At 73.9% G+C, this 18,294-nt stretch carries 16 protein-coding genes and 1 pseudogene; 5 read left to right on the top strand and 12 right to left on the bottom strand.

Annotated elements, in window-relative coordinates:
• From DKT69_RS21800 to DKT69_RS21790, 3 genes are all read right to left on the bottom strand, one after another.
• Positions 1 to 681: MlaE family ABC transporter permease (locus DKT69_RS21800; RefSeq protein ID WP_109803373.1), on the bottom strand; the 681-nt coding region annotated here is incomplete at its 3' end.
• Between the two features lies 1 nt (position 682).
• Complete coding sequence (locus DKT69_RS21795; protein WP_109803372.1) at positions 683 to 1,453, bottom strand: MlaE family ABC transporter permease; 771 nt, start codon at positions 1,451 to 1,453, stop codon at positions 683 to 685.
• The gene (locus tag DKT69_RS21790) at positions 1,450 to 2,466 is read right to left on the bottom strand and encodes an ABC transporter ATP-binding protein (protein ID WP_109803371.1); all 1,017 of its coding nucleotides are present in this window, start codon (positions 2,464 to 2,466) and stop codon (positions 1,450 to 1,452) included. Before DKT69_RS21790 ends, DKT69_RS21795 begins: the two co-directional genes overlap by 4 nt.
• Before the next feature lie 165 nt (positions 2,467 to 2,631).
• Here DKT69_RS21790 and shbA point away from each other — a divergent pair, with 165 nt between their 5' ends.
• The 3 genes from shbA (at position 2,632) to DKT69_RS21775 (ending at position 5,835) form a co-directional block, all read left to right on the top strand.
• Positions 2,632 to 3,210, top strand: a complete 579-nt coding sequence (gene shbA / locus DKT69_RS21785) for an RNA polymerase sigma factor ShbA (protein ID WP_109803370.1) — start codon at positions 2,632 to 2,634, stop codon at positions 3,208 to 3,210.
• Positions 3,207 to 4,055, top strand: a complete 849-nt coding sequence (locus tag DKT69_RS21780) for an anti-sigma-D factor RsdA (RefSeq protein WP_109803369.1) — start codon at positions 3,207 to 3,209, stop codon at positions 4,053 to 4,055. The genes shbA and DKT69_RS21780 overlap by 4 nt, the downstream gene beginning before the upstream one ends.
• Positions 4,056 to 4,224: 169 nt before the next feature.
• Complete coding sequence (locus tag DKT69_RS21775; protein ID WP_161557921.1) at positions 4,225 to 5,835, top strand: sensor histidine kinase; 1,611 nt, start codon at positions 4,225 to 4,227, stop codon at positions 5,833 to 5,835.
• 160 nt (positions 5,836 to 5,995) lie between these two features.
• Here DKT69_RS21775 and DKT69_RS21770 read toward each other — a convergent pair.
• Positions 5,996 to 6,838, bottom strand: a pseudogene (locus DKT69_RS21770) (SPFH domain-containing protein); the annotation flags it as partial.
• 170 nt (positions 6,839 to 7,008) lie between these two features.
• On the opposite strand from DKT69_RS21770, the gene DKT69_RS40000 reads away from it, so the two are divergent.
• Positions 7,009 to 7,323: a TMEM175 family protein gene (locus tag DKT69_RS40000; protein WP_236648148.1), complete on the top strand. Its 315-nt coding sequence runs from the start codon at positions 7,009 to 7,011 to the stop codon at positions 7,321 to 7,323.
• Positions 7,268 to 7,642: a hypothetical protein gene (locus tag DKT69_RS39995; protein WP_236648146.1), complete on the top strand. Its 375-nt coding sequence runs from the start codon at positions 7,268 to 7,270 to the stop codon at positions 7,640 to 7,642. Before DKT69_RS40000 ends, DKT69_RS39995 begins: the two co-directional genes overlap by 56 nt.
• A gap of 6 nt (positions 7,643 to 7,648) precedes the next feature.
• Here the strand turns inward: DKT69_RS39995 and DKT69_RS21760 are convergent, their stop codons facing one another.
• The 8 genes from DKT69_RS21760 to DKT69_RS21725 form a co-directional block, all read right to left on the bottom strand.
• Entirely contained in the window at positions 7,649 to 9,439 is a 1,791-nt protein-coding gene (locus DKT69_RS21760; protein ID WP_109803366.1) for a CehA/McbA family metallohydrolase domain-containing protein, read from the bottom strand.
• 69 nt (positions 9,440 to 9,508) lie between these two features.
• On the bottom strand, positions 9,509 to 10,330 hold the full coding sequence (locus DKT69_RS21755) for an HpcH/HpaI aldolase/citrate lyase family protein (protein WP_109803365.1): 822 nt from the start codon (positions 10,328 to 10,330) through the stop codon (positions 9,509 to 9,511).
• Positions 10,330 to 11,517 carry a CaiB/BaiF CoA transferase family protein gene (locus tag DKT69_RS21750; protein ID WP_109803364.1) on the bottom strand — a complete coding sequence of 396 codons (1,188 nt, stop codon included), beginning with the start codon at positions 11,515 to 11,517 and terminating at the stop codon, positions 10,330 to 10,332. The genes DKT69_RS21755 and DKT69_RS21750 overlap by 1 nt, the downstream gene beginning before the upstream one ends.
• Positions 11,514 to 13,463, bottom strand: coding sequence for an SUMF1/EgtB/PvdO family nonheme iron enzyme (locus tag DKT69_RS21745; protein ID WP_109803363.1), 1,950 nt, complete (start codon positions 13,461 to 13,463; stop codon positions 11,514 to 11,516). Before DKT69_RS21745 ends, DKT69_RS21750 begins: the two co-directional genes overlap by 4 nt.
• The gene (locus tag DKT69_RS21740) at positions 13,460 to 14,398 is read right to left on the bottom strand and encodes a ribokinase (protein ID WP_109803362.1); all 939 of its coding nucleotides are present in this window, start codon (positions 14,396 to 14,398) and stop codon (positions 13,460 to 13,462) included. Before DKT69_RS21740 ends, DKT69_RS21745 begins: the two co-directional genes overlap by 4 nt.
• Entirely contained in the window at positions 14,395 to 15,849 is a 1,455-nt protein-coding gene (locus tag DKT69_RS21735; protein ID WP_236648145.1) for an ADP-ribosylglycohydrolase family protein, read from the bottom strand. The genes DKT69_RS21740 and DKT69_RS21735 overlap by 4 nt, the downstream gene beginning before the upstream one ends.
• A complete protein-coding gene (locus DKT69_RS21730; protein WP_109803361.1) occupies positions 15,846 to 16,979 on the bottom strand; it encodes an ADP-ribosylglycohydrolase family protein in 1,134 nt (377 codons plus the stop codon). The genes DKT69_RS21735 and DKT69_RS21730 overlap by 4 nt, the downstream gene beginning before the upstream one ends.
• Before the next feature lie 2 nt (positions 16,980 to 16,981).
• Positions 16,982 to 18,277, bottom strand: coding sequence for an ABC transporter substrate-binding protein (locus DKT69_RS21725; RefSeq protein WP_109803360.1), 1,296 nt, complete (start codon positions 18,275 to 18,277; stop codon positions 16,982 to 16,984).
• Positions 18,278 to 18,294: the final 17 nt, after the last annotated feature.

Genomic DNA, 18,294 nt, shown 5'->3' with positions numbered 1-18,294 from the left:
CGGCCCGCCCTTGGCGGTGTAGCCGTACCAGCAGTGCACCAGCACCACGATCACGCTGAAGACCAGCACCTTGCCGAAGGACCAGAGCACGTCCCCGGGCGGCAGGAAGAGGTGGAAGTAGTAGTCGTAGGTGCCGGCGGACTGTCCGAAGTAGCCGACGGCGATGGTGCGGGTGGCCAGGTAGCTGGAGAGCAGGCCCACCACGTACAGCGGGACGACCGCGATGAACCCGGCGATCATCCGGGTGGTGACCAGGAACGGCAGCGACGGCACGCCCATCACCTCGAGCGCGTCGACCTCCTCGGAGATCCGCATCGCGCCGAGCTGGGCGGTGAACCCGCAGCCGACGGTGGCCGACAGCGCCAGCGCCGCCACCAGCGGCGAGATCTCCCGGGTGTTGAAGTACGCCGAGACGAAGCCGGTGAAGGCGCTGCTGCCGATCTGGTCGAGCGCCTGGTAGCCCTGCAGGCCGACCTCGGTGCCGGTGAAGAAGGTGAGGAAGCAGATCACGCCGACGGTGCCGCCGAGCACGGCGAGCGCGCCGGAGCCGAAGCTGACCTCGGCCAGCAGCCGGACCACCTCACGCTTGTAGCGGCGCAGCGTGCGCGGCGTCCAGGCGAAGGCGCGCAGGTAGAAGGCGAGCTGTCCGCCCAGGTCGTCGAGGTAGCGCAGCACGACCACGTCAGCTCCCCTTCTGCGGTACGACCTGGAAGTACACGGCCGTGACGACGAAGTTCAGGGCGAACAGCAGCATGAACGTGACGACGACGCTCTGGTTGACGGCGTCGCCGACCCCCTTGGGGCCGCCCTTGGCGTTCATCCCCTGATAGGAGGCGACGAGCGCGGCGGTGGCGCCGAACAGCGCCGCCTTGACCTCGCCGACCAGCAGGTCGGGCAGCTGCCCGAGGGCCTGGAAGCTCGCCAGGTACGCCCCGGGCGTGCCGCCCTGCATGACCACGTTGAAGGTGTAGCCGCCGGTCACCCCGACCACGCTGACCAGCCCGTTGAGCAGGACGGCGACCAGGATCGAGGCCAGCACCCGGGGCACCACGAGGCGCTGGATCGGGTCGATGCCCAGGACCTGCATCGCGTCCAGCTCCTCGCGGATCTTGCGGGAGCCCAGGTCGGCGCAGATCGCCGAGCCGCCGGCGCCGGCGATGATCAGCGCGGTGACGATCGGGCCCGCCTCGCGGACGACGGCGAGCACCGACGCGGCGCCGGTGAACGACTGCGCGCCGAGCTGCCGGACCAGGGAGCCGAGCTGCAGGGCGATGACCGCGCCGAACGGGATCGAGACCAACGCGGCCGGCAGGATCGACACCGAGCTGATGAACCACGCCTGCTGGACGAACTCGCGGACCTGCACCGGCCGGCGGCCCAGGCCGCGCAGGGTGTCCAGGCAGAACGCGAAGAAGTCGCCGGAGCGGCGCAGGGCGCCGACCGGGGCGCTCATCCGGTCACCTCCCGCTGCTGGCGCCCGTCCATCGCCAGGTGCCGGCCCAGCTCGATGGTGGGTCGCTCCGCGTCCAGGCGGCCCTCGAACGACCCCGGCGGCGGGGTGACGCCGTACTCCCGGCACCACTCGCCCGGTGGGCGCTCGGCCCGCCGGGGCAGTCCGTCGGTCGGCGGGAGCTGCAGCGGGATGGGCGGCAGCGGCGGCAGTTCCACCCCGGCCTGCGCCTCGGCCTCGAGTTCCTCGGCGTCCTTCTCCTCGGCCATGCCGATCGGCCCGACCCGTTGCGCGTTGAGGAACTGCCGCACCACCGGTTCGGTGCTGGACAGCAGCATCTCCCGGGGGCCGAACATGGCCAGGTGCCCGTGGTAGATCAGGCCGATGTTGTCCGGCACGGTCCGGGCGGTGTTGATGTCGTGGGTGACGATCAGGAACGTCGCCTCGGTGCGCTGGTTGAGGTCGATGATGAGCTGGTTGAGGTAGGCGGTGCGCACCGGGTCCAGCCCGGAGTCCGGCTCGTCGAAGAGGATGATCTGCGGGTCGAGCACGAGGGCGCGGGCCAGCCCGGCCCGCTTGCGCATCCCGCCGGAGATCTCGCCGGGCAGCTTCTTCTCGGCGCCGACCAGGCCGACCATGTCGAGCTTCTGGGTGACCACGGCGCGGATCTGCGACTCGGACTTGCGGGTGTGCTCGCGCAGCGGGAACGCCACGTTGTCGTAGATGTTCATCGAGCCGAACAGCGCGCCGTCCTGGAACAGCACGCCGAACAGCTTGCGCACCTCGTACAGCTTCCGCTCGGACAGGCGGGGCAGGTCCTGGCCCTCGATCACGATGGAGCCGCGGTCGGGCCGGAGCAGGCCGACCAGGGTCTTGAGGAACACCGATTTCCCCGTGCCGGAGGGCCCCAGCAGAACGGATATTTCGCCCGCCGGCAGGGTCAGGGTGACGTCCGACCAGACCGGCTGGCCACCAAAGGACTTCGTCAGTCCCTGCACGGCCACCTCGACGCCCATCGACCCTCCCGTCGCTGCTTCCTGACAGAGACATCGCCGCGGTACGTCAAGTCGCAACACATAACTTTCGGTGCCGCCCCGCTACCCAACGTGAGAGGTGCGGAAACCAGCCGGACTCAGTACGGTGCGGTTAACCCGTCGGTAACGAAGGTGTCTCGCAACCCCATGATTCGAGCAGTCGATCCAGAGCTGGTCCGCCAGGCCGTCCAGGGCGACCGGAGGGCGATGGCTGAGCTGCTCACCGATGTACGACCCGGCCTGGTCCGGTACTGCCGGGCGCGCCTCGGGCGGGTCGGCGGGGCGTACACCACGGCCGACGACGTCGCCCAGGAGGTGTGCGTGGCCGTGCTGCGGGCGCTGCCTGGCTACCGCGACCAGGGCTCGCCCTTCGCCGCCTTCGTCTACGGCATTGCCGCGCACAAGGTGGCTGACGCGCAGCGCGCCGCCATCCGCGACTCCGCCGTCACCCCCATCGACGCCCCGCTGGAGCAGCCCGATGCCGCTCCCGGCCCGGAACAGCAGGCCGTCGCCACCGACCTGGCCCGGCGGCTGTCGGTGCTGCTGAAGAAGCTGCCGGAGGCGCAGCGGGAGATCATCCTGCTGCGGGTCGCGGTGGGGCTGCCCGCCGACGAGGTGGGACTGATCGTCGGAATGACGGCGGCGGCCGTACGGGTGGCCCAGTCCCGCGCCCTGGCCCGGCTCCGTACGCTTGCCGGGGACGCTCTGGACGAGGTGGCGGCATGAGTGAGCGCACGCCGGGCGGCGGCGAGCAGGCGATTGACCTCGAGGTCATCGCCCGCGACGACCTGCTGCTCGACGCCCTCGGCCGGGGCGAGGAGGCGCCGACCGACGACGACCTCGCCGCGATGCTCGCCGCCTGGCACGCCGACATCGCCGACGACGCGCCCCCGCCGGCGGACGTGCGCCCGCCCACGCCGACCGGTGACGGCGGGACACCCGAGCCGCCGGTGCCCCTGCGACCGGCCGTCCGCTCCCGCCGGACCCGCCCCTGGACGCTGCGCCTGGCCGCCGCGGTGGTCGCGCTGATCGCGCTGGTGTCGGGGCTCGGGATCGGCAGCCGCACCGCCGGGCCGAGCAGCCCGCTGTGGACCCTGACCAAGCTGCTCCATCCGCAGCAGGCCGAGGTGCGCGGCGTCGAGGAGACCATCGCGGGGGCCCGCGCGGCGCTGACCGCCGGCCGCCTCGACGAGGCCCAGCGGCTCGTCGACCAGGCCCGCCAGGAGCTGACCGGCATCACCGACCCGGCCGCCGCGGACCGGCTCCGCGAGCAACTCGACGCGTTGACCCGCCGGCTCGTCGCCGCGCGGACCGACGCCACGCCGCCGGCCACGCCTCCGGTCTCGGCCGCGCCGTCGGCGCCGCGGACCGGCCCCACCGGCCGCGCGACGACGCACGCCCCGGCGCCGCCGAAGCCGGGCAAAGGATCCACGGGCGCCTCCCCCACCGGCGGCGGCGGGAACCTGGTGCCGCCGCTGCCACGGCTGCTGTCGCCGACTACCAGCCCGTCGCTGCTGCCGCCGCGGCCGGGCCTGCCCCTGCCCCTGCCCACCAGCGGCCTGCTCGGCTGACCGCCTGCCGCCGGTCCGGCGCACCGGCTCGCCGGCGGCGACGACCGCCGCCGGCTCCGGCTCGCCGGCCCCGAGGATGGTGGAGTGCGTGGCGGCACCGGACCGGACCCGTGACGCCGCCCGACGCTGTCCCGGGACGGCGCGCCCGCTCTCGGTTAGTGTGCTGCCGGTGAGCAGCGCGACGACGGCGGCGGGCCGGACCCACCGCGCAGGCCGGCCCTCGCGGATGACGACGAGCCGCCGGCTGAGCGTCATGATGCTGGCGATGAGCGTGCTGGTGCTGACCGGCGGCGCGGTCGGGGCGGCGGCCCTGTCGCACACCGCGGCGGTGTCCAACCGGCTGGCGGACCGGATCTCCCCGGCCCGCGCCGCCGTCGGCCGGCTGGAGAGCGGCCTGCTGGAGCAGGTGGCGGCCGTGCGGGGGTACGTGACCACCGGTAACCCGGAGCTGCTGCGCCCGTACGAGGCGGGGGTGGCGGCCGAGCGCGCGACGGTGGACCGGACCCGCGGCCTGCTCGCCGACGAGCCGGACGCGCGGCGCGAGCTGGACGACGCGATCCGGCTGGCCGACCGATGGCGGACGGAGTTCGCCACCCGGCTGATCGGGGCGCGGCGCGCCGGGACGCCGCCGGAGCAGCTGGCCCCCGTGGTGGAGCGCGGCCGGCTCGCCTTCGACGCCGCCCGCGCCGCGCTGACCGCCCTGGAGGGCCGGCTCGACCGGGTGCAGGCGGCCGGGCGCCGGAACCTGGACGACGCCCGGGCGGTGCGCGACGTGCTCTTCGTGGCGATCCTGGGGGCGCTGCTGCTGTCCAGCGTCGTCATCTCGGTGCTGGTCCGCGCCGCGGTGCTGCGCCCGCTGGGCCGACTGGGCGCCTCGGTGCGGCACGTCGCCAACGGCGAATTCGACCACCGGCTGCGGCCGGAGGGACCGGCGGACATCGCCCGGCTGACCGCGGACGTGGAGACCATGCGGCGGCGAGTGGTGGACGCGCTGATGACCAGCCGGCGGGACCGGGACGCGCTGGAGCAGCAGGCCGCCGAGCTGCGCCGCTCCAACGAGGACCTGGAGCAGTTCGCCTACGTCGCCTCGCACGACCTGCAGGGGCCGCTGCGCAAGGTGGCGTCGTTCTGCCAGATGCTCCAGCGCCGGTACGACGACCAGCTCGACGACCGGGCCCGGCAGTACATCAGCTACGCGGTCGACGGGGCGACCCGGATGCAGGACCTGATCAACGAACTGCTGGCGTTCTCCCGGATCGGGCGGGTCTACAGCGACGACCGGGAGGTGGACCTCGCGGAGGTCTTCGCCCGGGCCGAGTCGGACCTGTCCGGGCCGATCGCCGAGGCGGACGCCGAGGTCGTCGCCGATCCGCTGCCGGTGGTGCACGGCGACCCGACCCTGCTCACGATGCTCTGGCAGAACCTGCTCGGCAACGCGGTGAAGTTCCGCAGCCCCGACCGGACGCCCCGGATCCGGGTCACGGTGGCGGAGGACGCGACCGGCTGGACGTTCGGCGTGGCGGACAACGGCATCGGCATCGACCCGCGGTACGCGGACAAGATCTTCCTCATCTTCCAGCGGCTGCACCCGCGCGGCAGCTACGACGGCACCGGCATCGGGCTGGCGATCTGCAAGAAGATCGTCGAGTACCACGGCGGCACGCTGGTGCTGGACGACAGCGACACCGAGGGCGCCCGGTTCACCTTCACGCTGCCGAAGCCGGCCGCCGCGGTCGTACCGGAGCAGGCGGGCGAGCGGGCGCCGGCGGTCCCGGCCTGAGGGCGGAACCACCGGCGGCTCAGGCGGCGGGGTATACAGACAGCCGGTATACGCTGTCCCGTCAGTCGGTGGGCCGGCCGCGCCGCCCGTCGCCGTCGGCCGCCGCCGCGGCGACGTTCTCCGTGACCGGGCCGAGCACCGGGCCGACCGGCGTCGCCTGCTCCCGCGGGCCCGGCCCGCCGGACACCCCCGGCTCCCGGCTGCCGCCCCGGCCGGCGGACGGCGCCGCCTCCCGCGAACCGCGGGCCACCTCGTCGAAGAAGCGCAGCAGCTCCACCGGGAACGGCATGACCAGGGTGCTGTTCTTCTCCGCCGCCACGTCCACCACCGTCTGCAACAGCCGCAACTGGTACGCCCCCGGCGTGTCCGCCATCGCCCGGGACGCGTCGGCGAGCCGGCGGGACGCCTGGAACTCGCCGTCGGCGGCGATCACCCGGGCCCGGCGTTCCCGCTCCGCCTCGGCCTGGCGGGACATCGACCGCTTCATCCCCTCGGGCAGCGACACGTCCTTCACCTCGACCCGTTCGATCAGCAGGCCCCACGGCTTCTCGGTGGGCGCGTCGATCACCGACTTCAGCTCGGCGTTGATCCGGTCCCGGTCGCGCAGCAGGGTGTCGAGGTCGGCCTTGCCGATCACCGACCGGAGCGCCGTCTGGGCCACCTGGAGCACCGCCGACGGGTAGTCCCGCACGTTGACCAGCACCTTCACCGGGTCGACCACCCGGTAGTAGACGACCGCGTCGACGGTGAGGGTGACGTTGTCCCGGGTGATGACGCCCTGCGCGGGCACGCCGATCACCGTGGTCTGCATGCTGACCCGGACCATCCGGTCGACGACCGGGATGATCAGGTGGAAACCGGGCTGACGGATCCGGTCCAGCACCCGGCCGAAGCGGAACACGACACCGCGCTGGTACTGCTGCACGAGCCGGACGCTCAGCGCCAGCACGATCACCACGATCGCGACGATGATGACCAGCGCGACGACGGCGGCGGCTCCCATGGTCCCCCTCGATCCCGGAGGCGCCCGCCTCCCGGCGCCGCGCCTACCCGTTCCGGGAGCGTTCACTCCTCGCGTTCGCCAAGGAGTTCGGCGCGGGCGACGCCCTGATGTCTCACGCTTAGGCGGTGAAAGAACCTAGTCGTGAACCAGGAAGGTCAACACGGTTCGGCATGAAGCGCGAGCCTGCGAGGGTCGTGGCCTTCAGCGATGCGGTCATCGCCATCGCCGTCACTCTGCTCGTCCTCGAGATCCGTCCGCCGCAGGACACCCGGCACCTGTTTCACGGTCTCGCCACGCTCTGGCCATCTTACCTGGCTTACGTCGTCACCTTCATGTTGATCGGGCAGGTGTGGGCCAATCATCACGTCATGTTCGACCACATCCGTCATGCCGACCGGGTGGTGCTGTTTCTGAACACCGGTGCTGCTGATGGACATCGCGTTCCTGCCGTTCGCCGCCTCCGTTTTGGCCAAGGCGTTCCGTGAGGGACAGGGAGAACGCACTGCCGTCGTCTTCCACGGCATCGCGTTCGAATTGGCAGCCATCTTATTCAACGCTATCTGGGAGTACACGCGTCATAGTCGCCGGCTGCTCGCCACCACCATCGATTCCGCTGGTGCGCGAGCCATCAGCCGGCGCTTCCGGCTCGCCCTTGCCTGGATCGCCACCGGAACCCTGCTGGGCGCCCTGCTTCCCGCTCTCGGCGTGGCTGTGATCGCCGCATTCATTCCCTTCTACTGGCTGCCGATCTCGGGCGAGATCCCCGGTACAGAGCCGCAGCACGACGGTGGCGGTCAGGCGTGACCAGGATCAGAGGCGGCGGGCCGGCGGTATGTCGCGGGTCTGCATTCGGGAAAGGAACCAGGCCGGGTTGCTCGCCCCCAGGAGCGCCCCGTCCCTCCCCCGGACCTGGGTGCGGACGTAGCTGCCGTCGCCTGTTGTCACCCGCAGGTCGTACCAGCCCTGCCTAAGCTGCCGGCCGGAGATCCGGGTGGTGCGAGTCGCCGGGGTCAGGTCACGGATGCCGGCCAGGTCGACCGTCCCGATGACGGCCTCCAGGGACGCGCCGGCGGGCAGGTCGGTGGCGAGCAGACGTACCGTCAGCTCCGACGCGTCGGTGACGGCGACCGCCCCCATCGCCGTCCGGCCGTCGACCTCGAGGTCCAGCGCGCCCCGGTAGCGGGCCAGGTCGGTGAACCAGGCCTGGCCGGCGCGCAGCGCGGCCACCAGGTCGTCCCGGTCGGTGGACGACGCCCAGACGTACGTGATGTGCCGGTCGCCGCGGCCCCGCCAGTCGGTGCCGTCGTGGTCGTCGGTGACCCCGACGGCGGTGAAGAAGACGGCGTTGCGGGCGGCGACGTCGAGCGCCCACAGGTGGTCGTCGACGGGACCGCGACCGATCTCGACCAGGTCGGCGCCGAGGTTGTTCCGTTCCACCATCAGCCGGGCCAGCGACTGGCGGCTCTCCACGTCGAGCGGGTGGTTCCAGCAGACCACGCCGCCGTGCGAGTGCAAGAAGTCGATCATCCGCTCGGTGCGGGTCACGTCGTTGTCCCGGTACGGCGGCGACGGGAACTCCGGCAGGGTCTGGTCGCCGCCGAACCAGTTGAGGTGCCGCACCAGCGACACCTCGTACGCCCGATGGTGCGTGACCTCCGGGTAAGCGCCGTCGTACGCACGCAGCACCTCGGTCCGGAGGTCCTCGCCGGCCTGCCCGGCGCGGCGGGTCCGGTCGAAGGCCAGCCGGTCGACGACGAAGCTGCCGCGCGCGGACGCGACGCTGACGCCGAGGCGCAGACCGCGCAGGGAGTTGTCCCCGGCGACCAGGTCGGGCCAGAGCCGCCGGACGTCCGCCAGCAGCGGGAGGCTGTGCCGCCGCCACTGCCCGGGCGGGGCGGGCAGGTCAACGGTACCGACCAGGCCGTCGGTCGAGTGACCGGCGCGTCCGGCGGCGATGCGGTAGCGCAGGATGTGCTGGCCGGCGGGCCTGCCGCCGCGGGCGGGGTGGTGCGACAGGGCGATCTCGACGAGCAGCACCGCGGCCGGCCCGGACGTCTCCGGCAGCACGTCGAGGTGCAGTGTGGTGTCGGAGATGTTGCCGGTGTGCGTCCAGTTCCAGGCCTGACCGGCGTACCAGAGGATGCCCGCGCCGGTGGCGGTGAGGCGCAGGGCCTTCGCCGGGTCCTCGGTGCCGTGCGGGCTGTCGACGAAGTCGGCGGCCGACGTGGTCAGCCGCCCCTCGGTGGACGCCTTCCACGTCCAGGCCAGCCCGCCCTCGAGTTCCTCCGCGCCGTCGAAGTGCACCATCCGGCGGTGGTCGTGCGCGGCGACCCGGAAGTCGTGGTCGGTCCACCAGATGACGTCGACGTCGTTGCGGCGGGCCTGGTCGAGGTGGGCGGCGTAGCTGGCGATGCCCTCGCTGAACGAGGCGTGGATGTGCATCGCCATGCTGACCGGCCGGCGGCCGTGCGGCGGGAACGGCAGCGGTGGCGGGTCGGCGGTGGCGGCGAGGCTGACGGGAACGCCGACGCCGGCGACGGCGAGGCCCCCGGCGGCGACGAGCAGGCCGCGCCGGTTGAGCCGTGGCTGTCCCTCGCCCATTCCCGCTCCCATCCTGCCCGTCGGTGGGGTCAGCGTACGGTCGACCTGCTCGGGCTCGGTGGTGGCGGGTCAGGCCGCGTAGCGGGCGGCCAGGTCGACGACGCGGCGGGCGGCGGCCACCATCGCCCGGTCGGCGAACCGGCCGTCGGGCAGCACCACCGTGCCCGAGTCGCGGGCCTGCGCGTCGGCGACCGCGGCGAGGAGTTCCCGGGCCCGGGCCACCTCGCGCTCGGCCGGGCGGAACGCCTCGGCGATCACCGGGAGCTGGCGCGGGTGGATCGCGGCGCGGCCGAGGAAGCCGAGCCGCCGACCGGCCGCGCAGGAGGCGGCCAGCCCGTCGAGGTCGGCGACGTTGGCGTAGACCGACATGGCGGGCGGCGGCAGGCCGGCCGCGCGGGCCGCGACCACGACGCGGCCGCGTGCCCAGAGCAGGCCGTCGTCGTCGGCGACGCCCAGGTCCGAGCGCAGGTCGGCCTCGCCGAGCCCGAGCGAGGCCACCGCCGGGTGCGCACCCGCGATGTCGTACGCGGCCTCCAGCCCGACGGCGGACTCGATCAGCGGGTGCAGCGGGGTGTCGACGCGGGCGGCGAGCGCGGCGACGGTCGCCGGGGACTCCACCTTGGGCAGCCGCAGCCCGGCCAGCCCGGGCGCGCCGGCGACCGCGGCCAGGTCGCCGTCCACGTCCGGGCCGGCCAGCTCGTTGACGCGGACCTGCACGGGCACCGCCTGCGGCTCGCTGAGGAACTCGGCGACCGCCTCCCGGGCGTACGCCTTGCGCCCGGCCACCACGGCGTCCTCCAGGTCGAGGATCACCGCGTCGGCGCCCGAGGCGACGGCCTTGGCGAACCGGTCCGGCCGGTCGCCGGGCACGTAGAGCCAGGTGAGCAGCATCAGATCACCCCGCGCTCGCGCAGCGCGGCCAACTCGTCGTCGGTGACGCCGAGCGCCCGGAACACCTCGTCGGTGTCCTGGCCGTGCCCCCGACCGGCGTGCCGGATCTCCCCGGGGCTGGCGGACATCCGGAACGGCACGTTCTGCATGCGTACCTCGCCGAGGTCCTCGTCGGGGACGGTGACGACGGTGCCCAACGCCGCGTACTGCGGGTCGGCGAGGATGTCGCGGACGTCGTAGACGGGAGCGACGGCGGCCTGCGCGGCCTCGAACGCGGCCACGACCTCGTCCCGGTCGCGTTTCGCCACCCACGCGCCGACGGCGGCGTCGAGCTCGTCGGCGTGCGCGGCCCGGCCGCTGCCCGTGGCGAACCACGGTTCGTCGATCAGCTCGGGGCGGCCGACCAGTCGCAGCACCCGCTCGGCGATGCTCTGCGCGCTGGTCGAGACCGCCACCCACCGCCCGTCCGCGCACCGGTAGGTGTTGCGCGGGGCGTTGTTGTTGGACCGGTTGCCCAGCCGGGGCTGGACGTAGCCGAGCTGGTCGTACCAGGTGATCTGCGGGCCGAGCATCGCCATGATCGGTTCGATGATGGCCAGGTCGACCACCTGGCCCCGGCCGGTGAGGTCGCGGCCGCGCAGGGCCAGCATGACCGCGTACGCGGCGGCGAGCGCGGTGACCGAGTCGGCGAGCCCGAACGGGGGCAGGGTGGGCGGCCCGTCGGGTTCACCGGTGGCGGCGGCGAAGCCGCTCATCGCCTCGGCGAGGGTGCCGAACCCGGGTCGGGACGCGTACGGGCCGAGCTGACCGAACCCGCTGATCCGGGCGATGACCAGTCGCGGGTTGACCGCGTGCAGCTCGTCCGGGCCGAGCCCCCAGCGTTCCAGGGTGCCCGGGCGGAAGTTCTCCACCAGCACGTCCGCGTCGGCGATCAACCGGCGCAGCAGCTCGGCGCCCTGCGGGTCGGAGAGGTTGCAGGTGACGGTCCGCTTGTTGCGGCCGAGCACCTTCCACCACAGGCCGACACCGTCCCTGGCCGGGCCGTGGCCGCGCGACGGGTCGGGCTTGGCCGGGTGCTCCACCTTGACCACGTCGGCGCCGAAGTCGCCGAGGAACGCGGCGGCGAGCGGACCGGCGAAGAGGGTGGCCAGGTCGACGACCTTGACCCCGTGCAGCGGCCCGCTCATCGGTCGTCCCCGGGCAGGTCGGCGGCGCAGCGGAAGCCGATCGAGTCGGAGCGGGTCAGTCCCGCCCCGGTGAGCAGGAGCTTCACCGACACGTCGGGCGGCTGCGGGCCGCCGTCGAGGTACCAGTCGGAACCCTCCGCCCGGTACGCGCACCCGCCCTTGAGGATCACGAAGCGGGTCCGCCCGTCGGAGTGTTCGCTCTCGGTCAGGTTCCACACGAGGGGTTCCCGCCGGCTGAGCAGCCCCGCCTCGGCGGCGACCTGCCACTCGTCCTCGGTGGGCAGCCGCAGCCCGGCCCAGTCGGCGTACGCGCGGGCGTCGGCGAGGTCCACGCCGGTGACCGGGGCGTCGGCCGGTCCCCGGCCGGCGGTGAACCGTTCCGGTCGGACGGGTCGGTAGCCGGTGGCGGCGAGGAACCGCGCGTACTGGCCGTGGGTGACCTCGCGCGTGTCGATGGCGAAGCGGCCGAGCTGGACCGGGCGGCGCAGGGTGCCGGTGTGGTGCAGCCGGGGCGGCAGCGGCTTCCACTCGTCGACGTAGGGCGCCTCCCCGTACAGCCCGGTCTCCCGGACCCGGTGGCGGACGAGCAGGTCGTGCCGGCCGCCATCGACGGTGACCATGCCGTCGGGCAGGGCGGCGAGGGGCGCCCACGGGGTGCGGGCCCGCACCGCGACCCGGGCCGGGAAGGACGGATCGCCGGCCGGCGACTCGTGCCGGGCGACGGGTGTGTCGGCGGCGACCACGGCGGCGATCCCGCCGGCCGGGAGCGGGCCGCCGACGGTGACCCGGCCGTCGCCGGTCTCGGTGACGGTCAACTCCGCGCCCGTGATCAGGTCGACGAAGCGCCGGCCCGGGCGCGGCTCGGTGAGCAGCCACGGCCCGTCGTGGTCGTCGCCCCGGTTGACCACCGTCCACAGTGGTTCGCCGTCGTGCGTCCAGCGGGACGCGTACACCGGCCCGGAGCCGGCGCGGTCGGCGAGCGGCACCCAGTCCTCGGCGCCCAGCCAGGCGGCGTGGCTGGCCTGCACCCGGCGCATGGCCCGCAGCACGGCCTTGTCCCGGTCGTTCCAGCCGACCCAGACGCCGAAGACGCTCTCCCAGACCAGGACCCCGCAGCCGTTGAGCCAGGCGGAGTGCAGCTCGTCGAGGTGGCTGCGGTGCCAGCGGCGGGTGTGGTGCAGGATGTGCCGCCGCTCGAACCACTTGGCGCGCAGCACCCCGGGCACCGTCGAGTCGGCGAACCACTGCGCCCAGGACATCGCGTGGTCCTCGATCCGCGCCAGCGGCACCCGGCTCTCCCCCTCCAGGACCAGGCCGGGGCGTACGGCGTCGAGGGCCTTGCGCAGCTCGCCGGCGCCCTCCTTGAGGGTGTCCAGGAAGACCCCGTCCACGCCGAGGCCGGCGGCCAGCGCGGCCACCTCCTCGGCGTCGGTGCCGGGTTCCCGCCTGGTGCCGGTGTCCCAGGGGTTGTAGTCGACGAACACCCGGACGCCGTGCGCCTGGAACGCGCGCACCACCTCGGGCAGCTCGGGCACGTCCCGGTACCAGTCGAACTGGTTGCGGTCGTCCAGCCCGATCACCGGGTACGCGTGCCACAGCACCACCCCGTCGAAGCCGCCGAAGTCGCGCCGGGCGGCGTCGAGGAACGCCTCGACGGTGAAGACGCCCCGCTCGTGGTCGTAGAGGGTCTCGTCCCACAGCCAGGCGAGGCAGACGGAGAAGCAGTCGCCGGTGATCTCGTCGTAGTGGCTGCCGGTGTAGGCGAGGCGGGCCAGGGCGTCGGCCCGCCACCGGGCGAGCTGCTCCCGCCAGGCGGGCCAGTCCGCCGGGTCGTCCGGGGCGGCGAAGATCTTCGCCTCGTCGAGGGTGGTCAGGTCGGCGTGCGAGCCGAGCGGCACGTCGGTCGGCCGGTCGATCGGCCGCGGCACGTAGGGATTGAAGCTCACGCGGCATCTCCGTAGGTCACGGCGTACAGGGCGTCGATCGCGGCCCGCGAGGGCAGGGCGGTGGACGCGCCGGGGCGCTGCGCGCAGGCCGCACCGGCGGCACACGCCCAGCGCAGCACCGCCGTCGCCGTGCCGGCGGTGAGGGTGCCGCCGCGTTCGGCGAGGGCGACGGCGAGCGCGCCGGTGAACGCGTCACCGGCCGCGGTGGTGTCCACCGCGTCGACCTTCGGGGCCGGGACCTCGATCCGGGTCCCGGCCCGGTCGGCGTACGCGGCGCCGCGCGCGCCCAGGGTCAGCACCACCCGGGGCACCAGGGTCACGAGCGCGTCGAGCAGCGCGCCGGGCTCCTCGGTGAAGACCCCGCCGACGACCGCCGCCTCGTGTTCGTTGACCACCAGCACGTCGACCAGGTCGAGCAGCTCGGCCGGCAGCGGCCGGGCCGGGGCGGCGTTGAGCACCACCGTGGTGCCGTCGGCGCGGGCCCACTCCGCGGCCTGCCGGACCGCCGCGAGCGGCACCTCCAGCTGGAGCAGCAGCACGTCGGCGCCGGCCACCGCCGTCCGGTCGGCGGCGTCCAGCGTGGTGAGGGCGGCGTTGGCGCCGGGGGCGACGACGATGAAGTTCTCGGCCGCGCCGTCGACGGCGATCAGCGCGACGCCGGACGGCCCGTCGACGGTGCGCAGGCCCCGTACGTCGATGCCGGCGGCGATCAGGTTGTCACTCAGCAGCATGCCGAAGTCGTCGGTGCCGACGGCGCCGACGAAGTCGCAGTCCGCTCCGGCCCGGGCGGCGGCCACCGCCTGGTTGGCGCCCTTGCCTCCAGGCACGGTGCGGAAGTCGCCGCCGAGCACCGTCTCACCGGGCCTGGGCAGCTGCGGCGTGGTCACCACCAGGTCCAGGTTGGCGCTGCCGACCACGATCACCCGGGCGCTCACGCCGCGCCCCCGTCCGCCGGCACCCGGGCGTCGGCCAGGGCGAGGGTACGGTCGGCGAGGGCGTCGAAGCCGATCCCGTCGAAACCGGCGATGCTGCTGGCCAGCCGGTTGCGCAGCGGGGCGACCCAGCGCGCCGGCAGCCCGGACGCGCCGGTCAGCGCCCCGGTGACCGCGCCGACCGTCGCGCCGGTCGAGTCGGTGTCCCAGCCGCCGCTGACCACGGCGCAGATGGACCGCTCCAGGTCGCCGCGCCCGTACGCGAGCGCCGCCGCGACCAGCGCGGCGTTGTTGCGCACGTGCACCCAGTGCAGGTGGCCGTGCCGCTGGTAGAGGGTGTCCACGATGCTCTCCCAGTCGTCGGTGCCGGCGCCGAGGGCGCGCGCCTCCCGGACGGCGGCGGTGAACCTGCTGCCCGGCGGCAGCACCGACTCGCCCGCGTCCAGCACCTCGTCGATGCTCCCGGCGACCGGCGCCGCCGCGGCGAGCGCGGCCACCCAGATCGCCCCGTACGCCCCGGCCCGGACGTGGCTGACGGCGGCGTCCCGCCAGGCCGCCTCGGCGGCCTGGTCGGGGCGGCCGGGGTTGGTCCAGCCGTACACGTCGGTGCGGATCTGAGCGCCGATCCACTCCCGGAACGGGTTGTGTCGGCGGGCGGTCTGCGGCGGGGCGTGGCCGAGCAGCAGGTTGCGGTAGGCGACCCGCTCCGCGGTGAAGACCCGCCCGGCGGGCAGCCAGTCCAGCCAGGCCTGGGCCACGTCGGCGCTCGTGAAGTCCGGGCCGTGGGTCTCCAGGATCCGCAGGGCCAGCAGCGCGAAGTTGAGGTCGTCGTCCTCGGGCATGCCGGCGATGTTCTCGGCCAGGCTGGTGGGGGCGCTGCGCCGGTTCCACGGCCAGCGGGCGGCCACCTCGGCCGGCAGCCCCTCGGCGGTGAAGTACCCGCGCAGCGGCCACCGGCCGGTGGCGGTGAGGATCTCCCGGATCCCGGGTCGGGGGATCTTCTCCACCGGCTTGCCGAGCAGGCAGCCGACGGCCCGGCCGAGCCAGGCCCCGTGCAGCCGGTCCCGGGTGGCGGTGGTCGGCAGGTGCCAGGCCGTCGGCCAGGTCGCCCGGACGGCGTCGAGGTCGTCGGGCTCGTCGGCCGTGTCGGGGCCGGGCAGCGCGTCGGCGGCGTCGAGCAGGTCGACGGCCAGGGCGCGCAGCTCGGGCGACGCGGGCACGGCCGAGGCCCCGCTGACCGGGGCGGTGGCGTCGCCGCCGGCCGCCGTCCAGCGGTCGGCGAGGGCGGTCACGTTGCGGCCCTCGTCCCGGCTGGCCGCCAGCTCGTGCGGCAGCAGGTCCTCCGGCTGCACCCAGGTCAGTCGCAGCCCGCCGGCCGCGCCGGGACGGGAGGCAGGGCCGCCCGCCCCGGCGGCCGGCGCGGTGCCGGTGGCCGGGACACCCGCAGCGGTCATGCCAGGCCGCCGAAGCGCTCGGCGCGCCGGGCGAAGCGCTGCCGGTCCCGGTCGAAGACCTCGGTGGCGACCGCGGCGAGTACCCGCGCCGGCTCGACCAGGTCGGTGCGGGACGCCTCGGCCACCACCGTGGACCACTCGGCGGGCACCGCCGCCACGCCGCCCAGCGCCCCGGCGATCGCGCCGGCCATGGTGGCCGTGGAGTCGGCGTCCCGGCCGTAGTTGACCGAGCCGAGCACCGCCGACCGGTAGTCGCCCTGGGCCACCACCAGCATGCCCAGCGCCACCGGCAGCTCCTCGATGGCGTGCAGCCGGCTGGGCCGGCGGGCGCCCAGGCCGGGGCTGCGGTACTCCTCCCCCACCGTGTCGTAGGGGGCGACCGCGGCGCGCAGCGCGGGGATGGCGGCCTTCCAGTCGTCGTACCCCCGGGCCTCCTTGACCACCGCGTCGATGGCGGCGCGGGTGCCGTCGCGGGCCAGGTCGAGCGCCGCGCCGAGGACGTCGTCGACGCCCGCGCCGGGGGCCGCGGCGGCGGCGACCGCGGCGGCGAAGACCGCCGCGGCCTCCCGCCCGTAGCTGTGCTGGTGCGCCCCGGCGATCTCCACCGCCTCCGCGTACGCCCCGGCCGGGTCGCCGGCGTTGACGATGCCGACCGGGGCCATGTACATGGCGGCGCCGCAGTTGACGATGTTGCCCACGCCGGCCTCGCGGGGGTCGGCGTGCGCGTGGTGCAGGCGGGTGACCAGCCACCGTTCGGCCGCGGCCAGCCGGTGGAAGGTCACCCCGTCCCGCTCCAGGTCCGGGATGTACACCACCCGCTCGATCAGGTCGGGGACGAGCAGTTCCACCACGTCGTACGCGTCGAGGTGGTCCCGCTTGGCCGCGTACGCCCGGACCAGGGCGTGGGTCATCAACGTGTCGTCGGTGATGTGCCCGTCGCCCTTGTGGTACGGCGCGAGTGGCCGCGCGGTGGCCCAGTCGGCGTGGTACGGGGGCACGACGCCCTCGACCCAGCCGCCGTAGCGGGCGCGGATCTGCTCAGGGAGCGCTGTCTCGGTGGCACCGCCGAGGGCGTCGCCCACCGCGGCGCCGACCAGGCAACCGACCGACGTGTCGAGCAAGAGTGACATGGTTACCTCAGAACCTGCTTGCCACCGTCGACCAGCTGCGTGCCGAGCTGGTCCAGGGTGATCTTGTTGGCGAAGTACTGCTGAAGGGCCGGGGTGGCGTACTTGGTCTTCCACTCCGGGTAGCCGTCGACCTTCTGGAACGGGGCGACGGTCAGGTCGGCGGCGCTGTCCGCGGCGACGTCCCAGCCCTGCTTGCCGCTGGTGGCCTTGACCAGCTCCGCGTTGGCCTGCTTGCCGGTCGGCACCAGCCAGTCACCCTTGGCGAGGGTGGCCATGTTGGTCGGGTTGAGGAACCACTCGATGAACTGCGCGGCCTGCTTCTGGTGCTTGCTGTCCGCCGAGACGGACAGCGTCTGCGGGTTGGCGGCCTGCTTGGTAGACAGCCCCTTGATCGGCGGGAGGGTGACCCAGTCGAAGCCGGCGGGGGCCTGCTCGACCATCTGCTGGCGCAGCGACACCGAGCCGGGCAGCATCGCGTACTTGCCGCCGAAGAAGCCGGGCAGGGTGTCCGCGCCGCTCATGCCGAGCGCCTCCGGGGAGGCCGACTTGGTGGCGTAGAGCATGTCGTGGATCCGCTTCGGCACCTCCCTCTCCGCGTCGCCGACCTTGACCTCGGTCTTGCCGCCGTCGGGGTAGAAGAACTTGCCGTCGTAGTTCAGCGCCAGGTTCATCACCCGGTTGGTGGGCGACTTCAGCGCCCAGGCCACGCCGTACTGGCCGGGCTTGGTGAGCTTCTGCGCGTTGGCCTGGAACTCGTCCCAGGTCCAGCCGCCGTCGGCCGGTGGCACGGCGACGCCGGCGGCGTCGAGCAGCTTCTTGTTGGCGATGACGACCTGCGACTCGAGCAGGAACGGCACGCCGGTGACCTTGCCCTCGAAGGTGGCGGTGTCCCAGACGCCCGGGTCGATCTGGCCCTTGAAGTCGTCGCTGAGCAGCTTGGAGACGTCGGCCAGGTAGCCCTGCTTGCTGAACTCGCCGATGGCGGAGGCCTCGTAGTGCACGATGTCGGCGGCGTCGCCGCCCTCGAACGAGGTGAGCAGCTGGTCGTGGACGGAGTTCCAGTCACCCTGGACGTACTCGACCTGGATGTCCGGGTGCTCGCTGTTCCACTTGGCGACCAGGTCCTTGTTGGCCTGCAGCGACTCCTTCTGCCAGGCCAGGCTGAGGAAGCGCAGCTTGACCGGGCCGGACGACGCCTCGTCCGTGCCGCCGCCGTCACCGCACGCGGTGAGGGCGCCGAGGCCGACGACCGCGACCGCGGCGGCCGCGGCGAGTCGACGGAATCTGCTACGGAGCATGGGGGTTACCTCCTTGG

Source organism: Micromonospora sicca (assembly GCF_003172935.1).
Classification (GTDB): domain Bacteria; phylum Actinomycetota; class Actinomycetes; order Mycobacteriales; family Micromonosporaceae; genus Micromonospora; species Micromonospora sicca.
Note: the sequence above shows the minus strand (reverse complement) of the source record. Positions and strands in the feature narration are given on the sequence as shown.

Excerpts from the sequence above, each read along its gene's own strand:
- DKT69_RS21795 (WP_109803372.1), bottom strand. The coding sequence starts at position 1,453 with ATGAGCGCCCCGGTCGGCGCCCTGCGCCGCTCCGGCGACTTCTTCGCG.
- DKT69_RS21790 (WP_109803371.1), bottom strand. The coding sequence starts at position 2,466 with ATGGGCGTCGAGGTGGCCGTGCAGGGACTGACGAAGTCCTTTGGTGGC.
- shbA (WP_109803370.1), top strand. The coding sequence starts at position 2,632 with ATGATTCGAGCAGTCGATCCAGAGCTGGTCCGCCAGGCCGTCCAGGGC.
- DKT69_RS21780 (WP_109803369.1), top strand. The coding sequence starts at position 3,207 with ATGAGTGAGCGCACGCCGGGCGGCGGCGAGCAGGCGATTGACCTCGAG.
- DKT69_RS40000 (WP_236648148.1), top strand. The coding sequence starts at position 7,009 with ATGAAGCGCGAGCCTGCGAGGGTCGTGGCCTTCAGCGATGCGGTCATC.
- DKT69_RS39995 (WP_236648146.1), top strand. The coding sequence starts at position 7,268 with ATGGACATCGCGTTCCTGCCGTTCGCCGCCTCCGTTTTGGCCAAGGCG.
- DKT69_RS21760 (WP_109803366.1), bottom strand. The coding sequence starts at position 9,439 with ATGGGCGAGGGACAGCCACGGCTCAACCGGCGCGGCCTGCTCGTCGCC.
- DKT69_RS21755 (WP_109803365.1), bottom strand. The coding sequence starts at position 10,330 with ATGCTGCTCACCTGGCTCTACGTGCCCGGCGACCGGCCGGACCGGTTC.
- DKT69_RS21750 (WP_109803364.1), bottom strand. The coding sequence starts at position 11,517 with ATGAGCGGGCCGCTGCACGGGGTCAAGGTCGTCGACCTGGCCACCCTC.
- DKT69_RS21735 (WP_236648145.1), bottom strand. The coding sequence starts at position 15,849 with ATGACCGCTGCGGGTGTCCCGGCCACCGGCACCGCGCCGGCCGCCGGG.
- DKT69_RS21730 (WP_109803361.1), bottom strand. The coding sequence starts at position 16,979 with ATGTCACTCTTGCTCGACACGTCGGTCGGTTGCCTGGTCGGCGCCGCG.
- DKT69_RS21725 (WP_109803360.1), bottom strand. The coding sequence starts at position 18,277 with ATGCTCCGTAGCAGATTCCGTCGACTCGCCGCGGCCGCCGCGGTCGCG.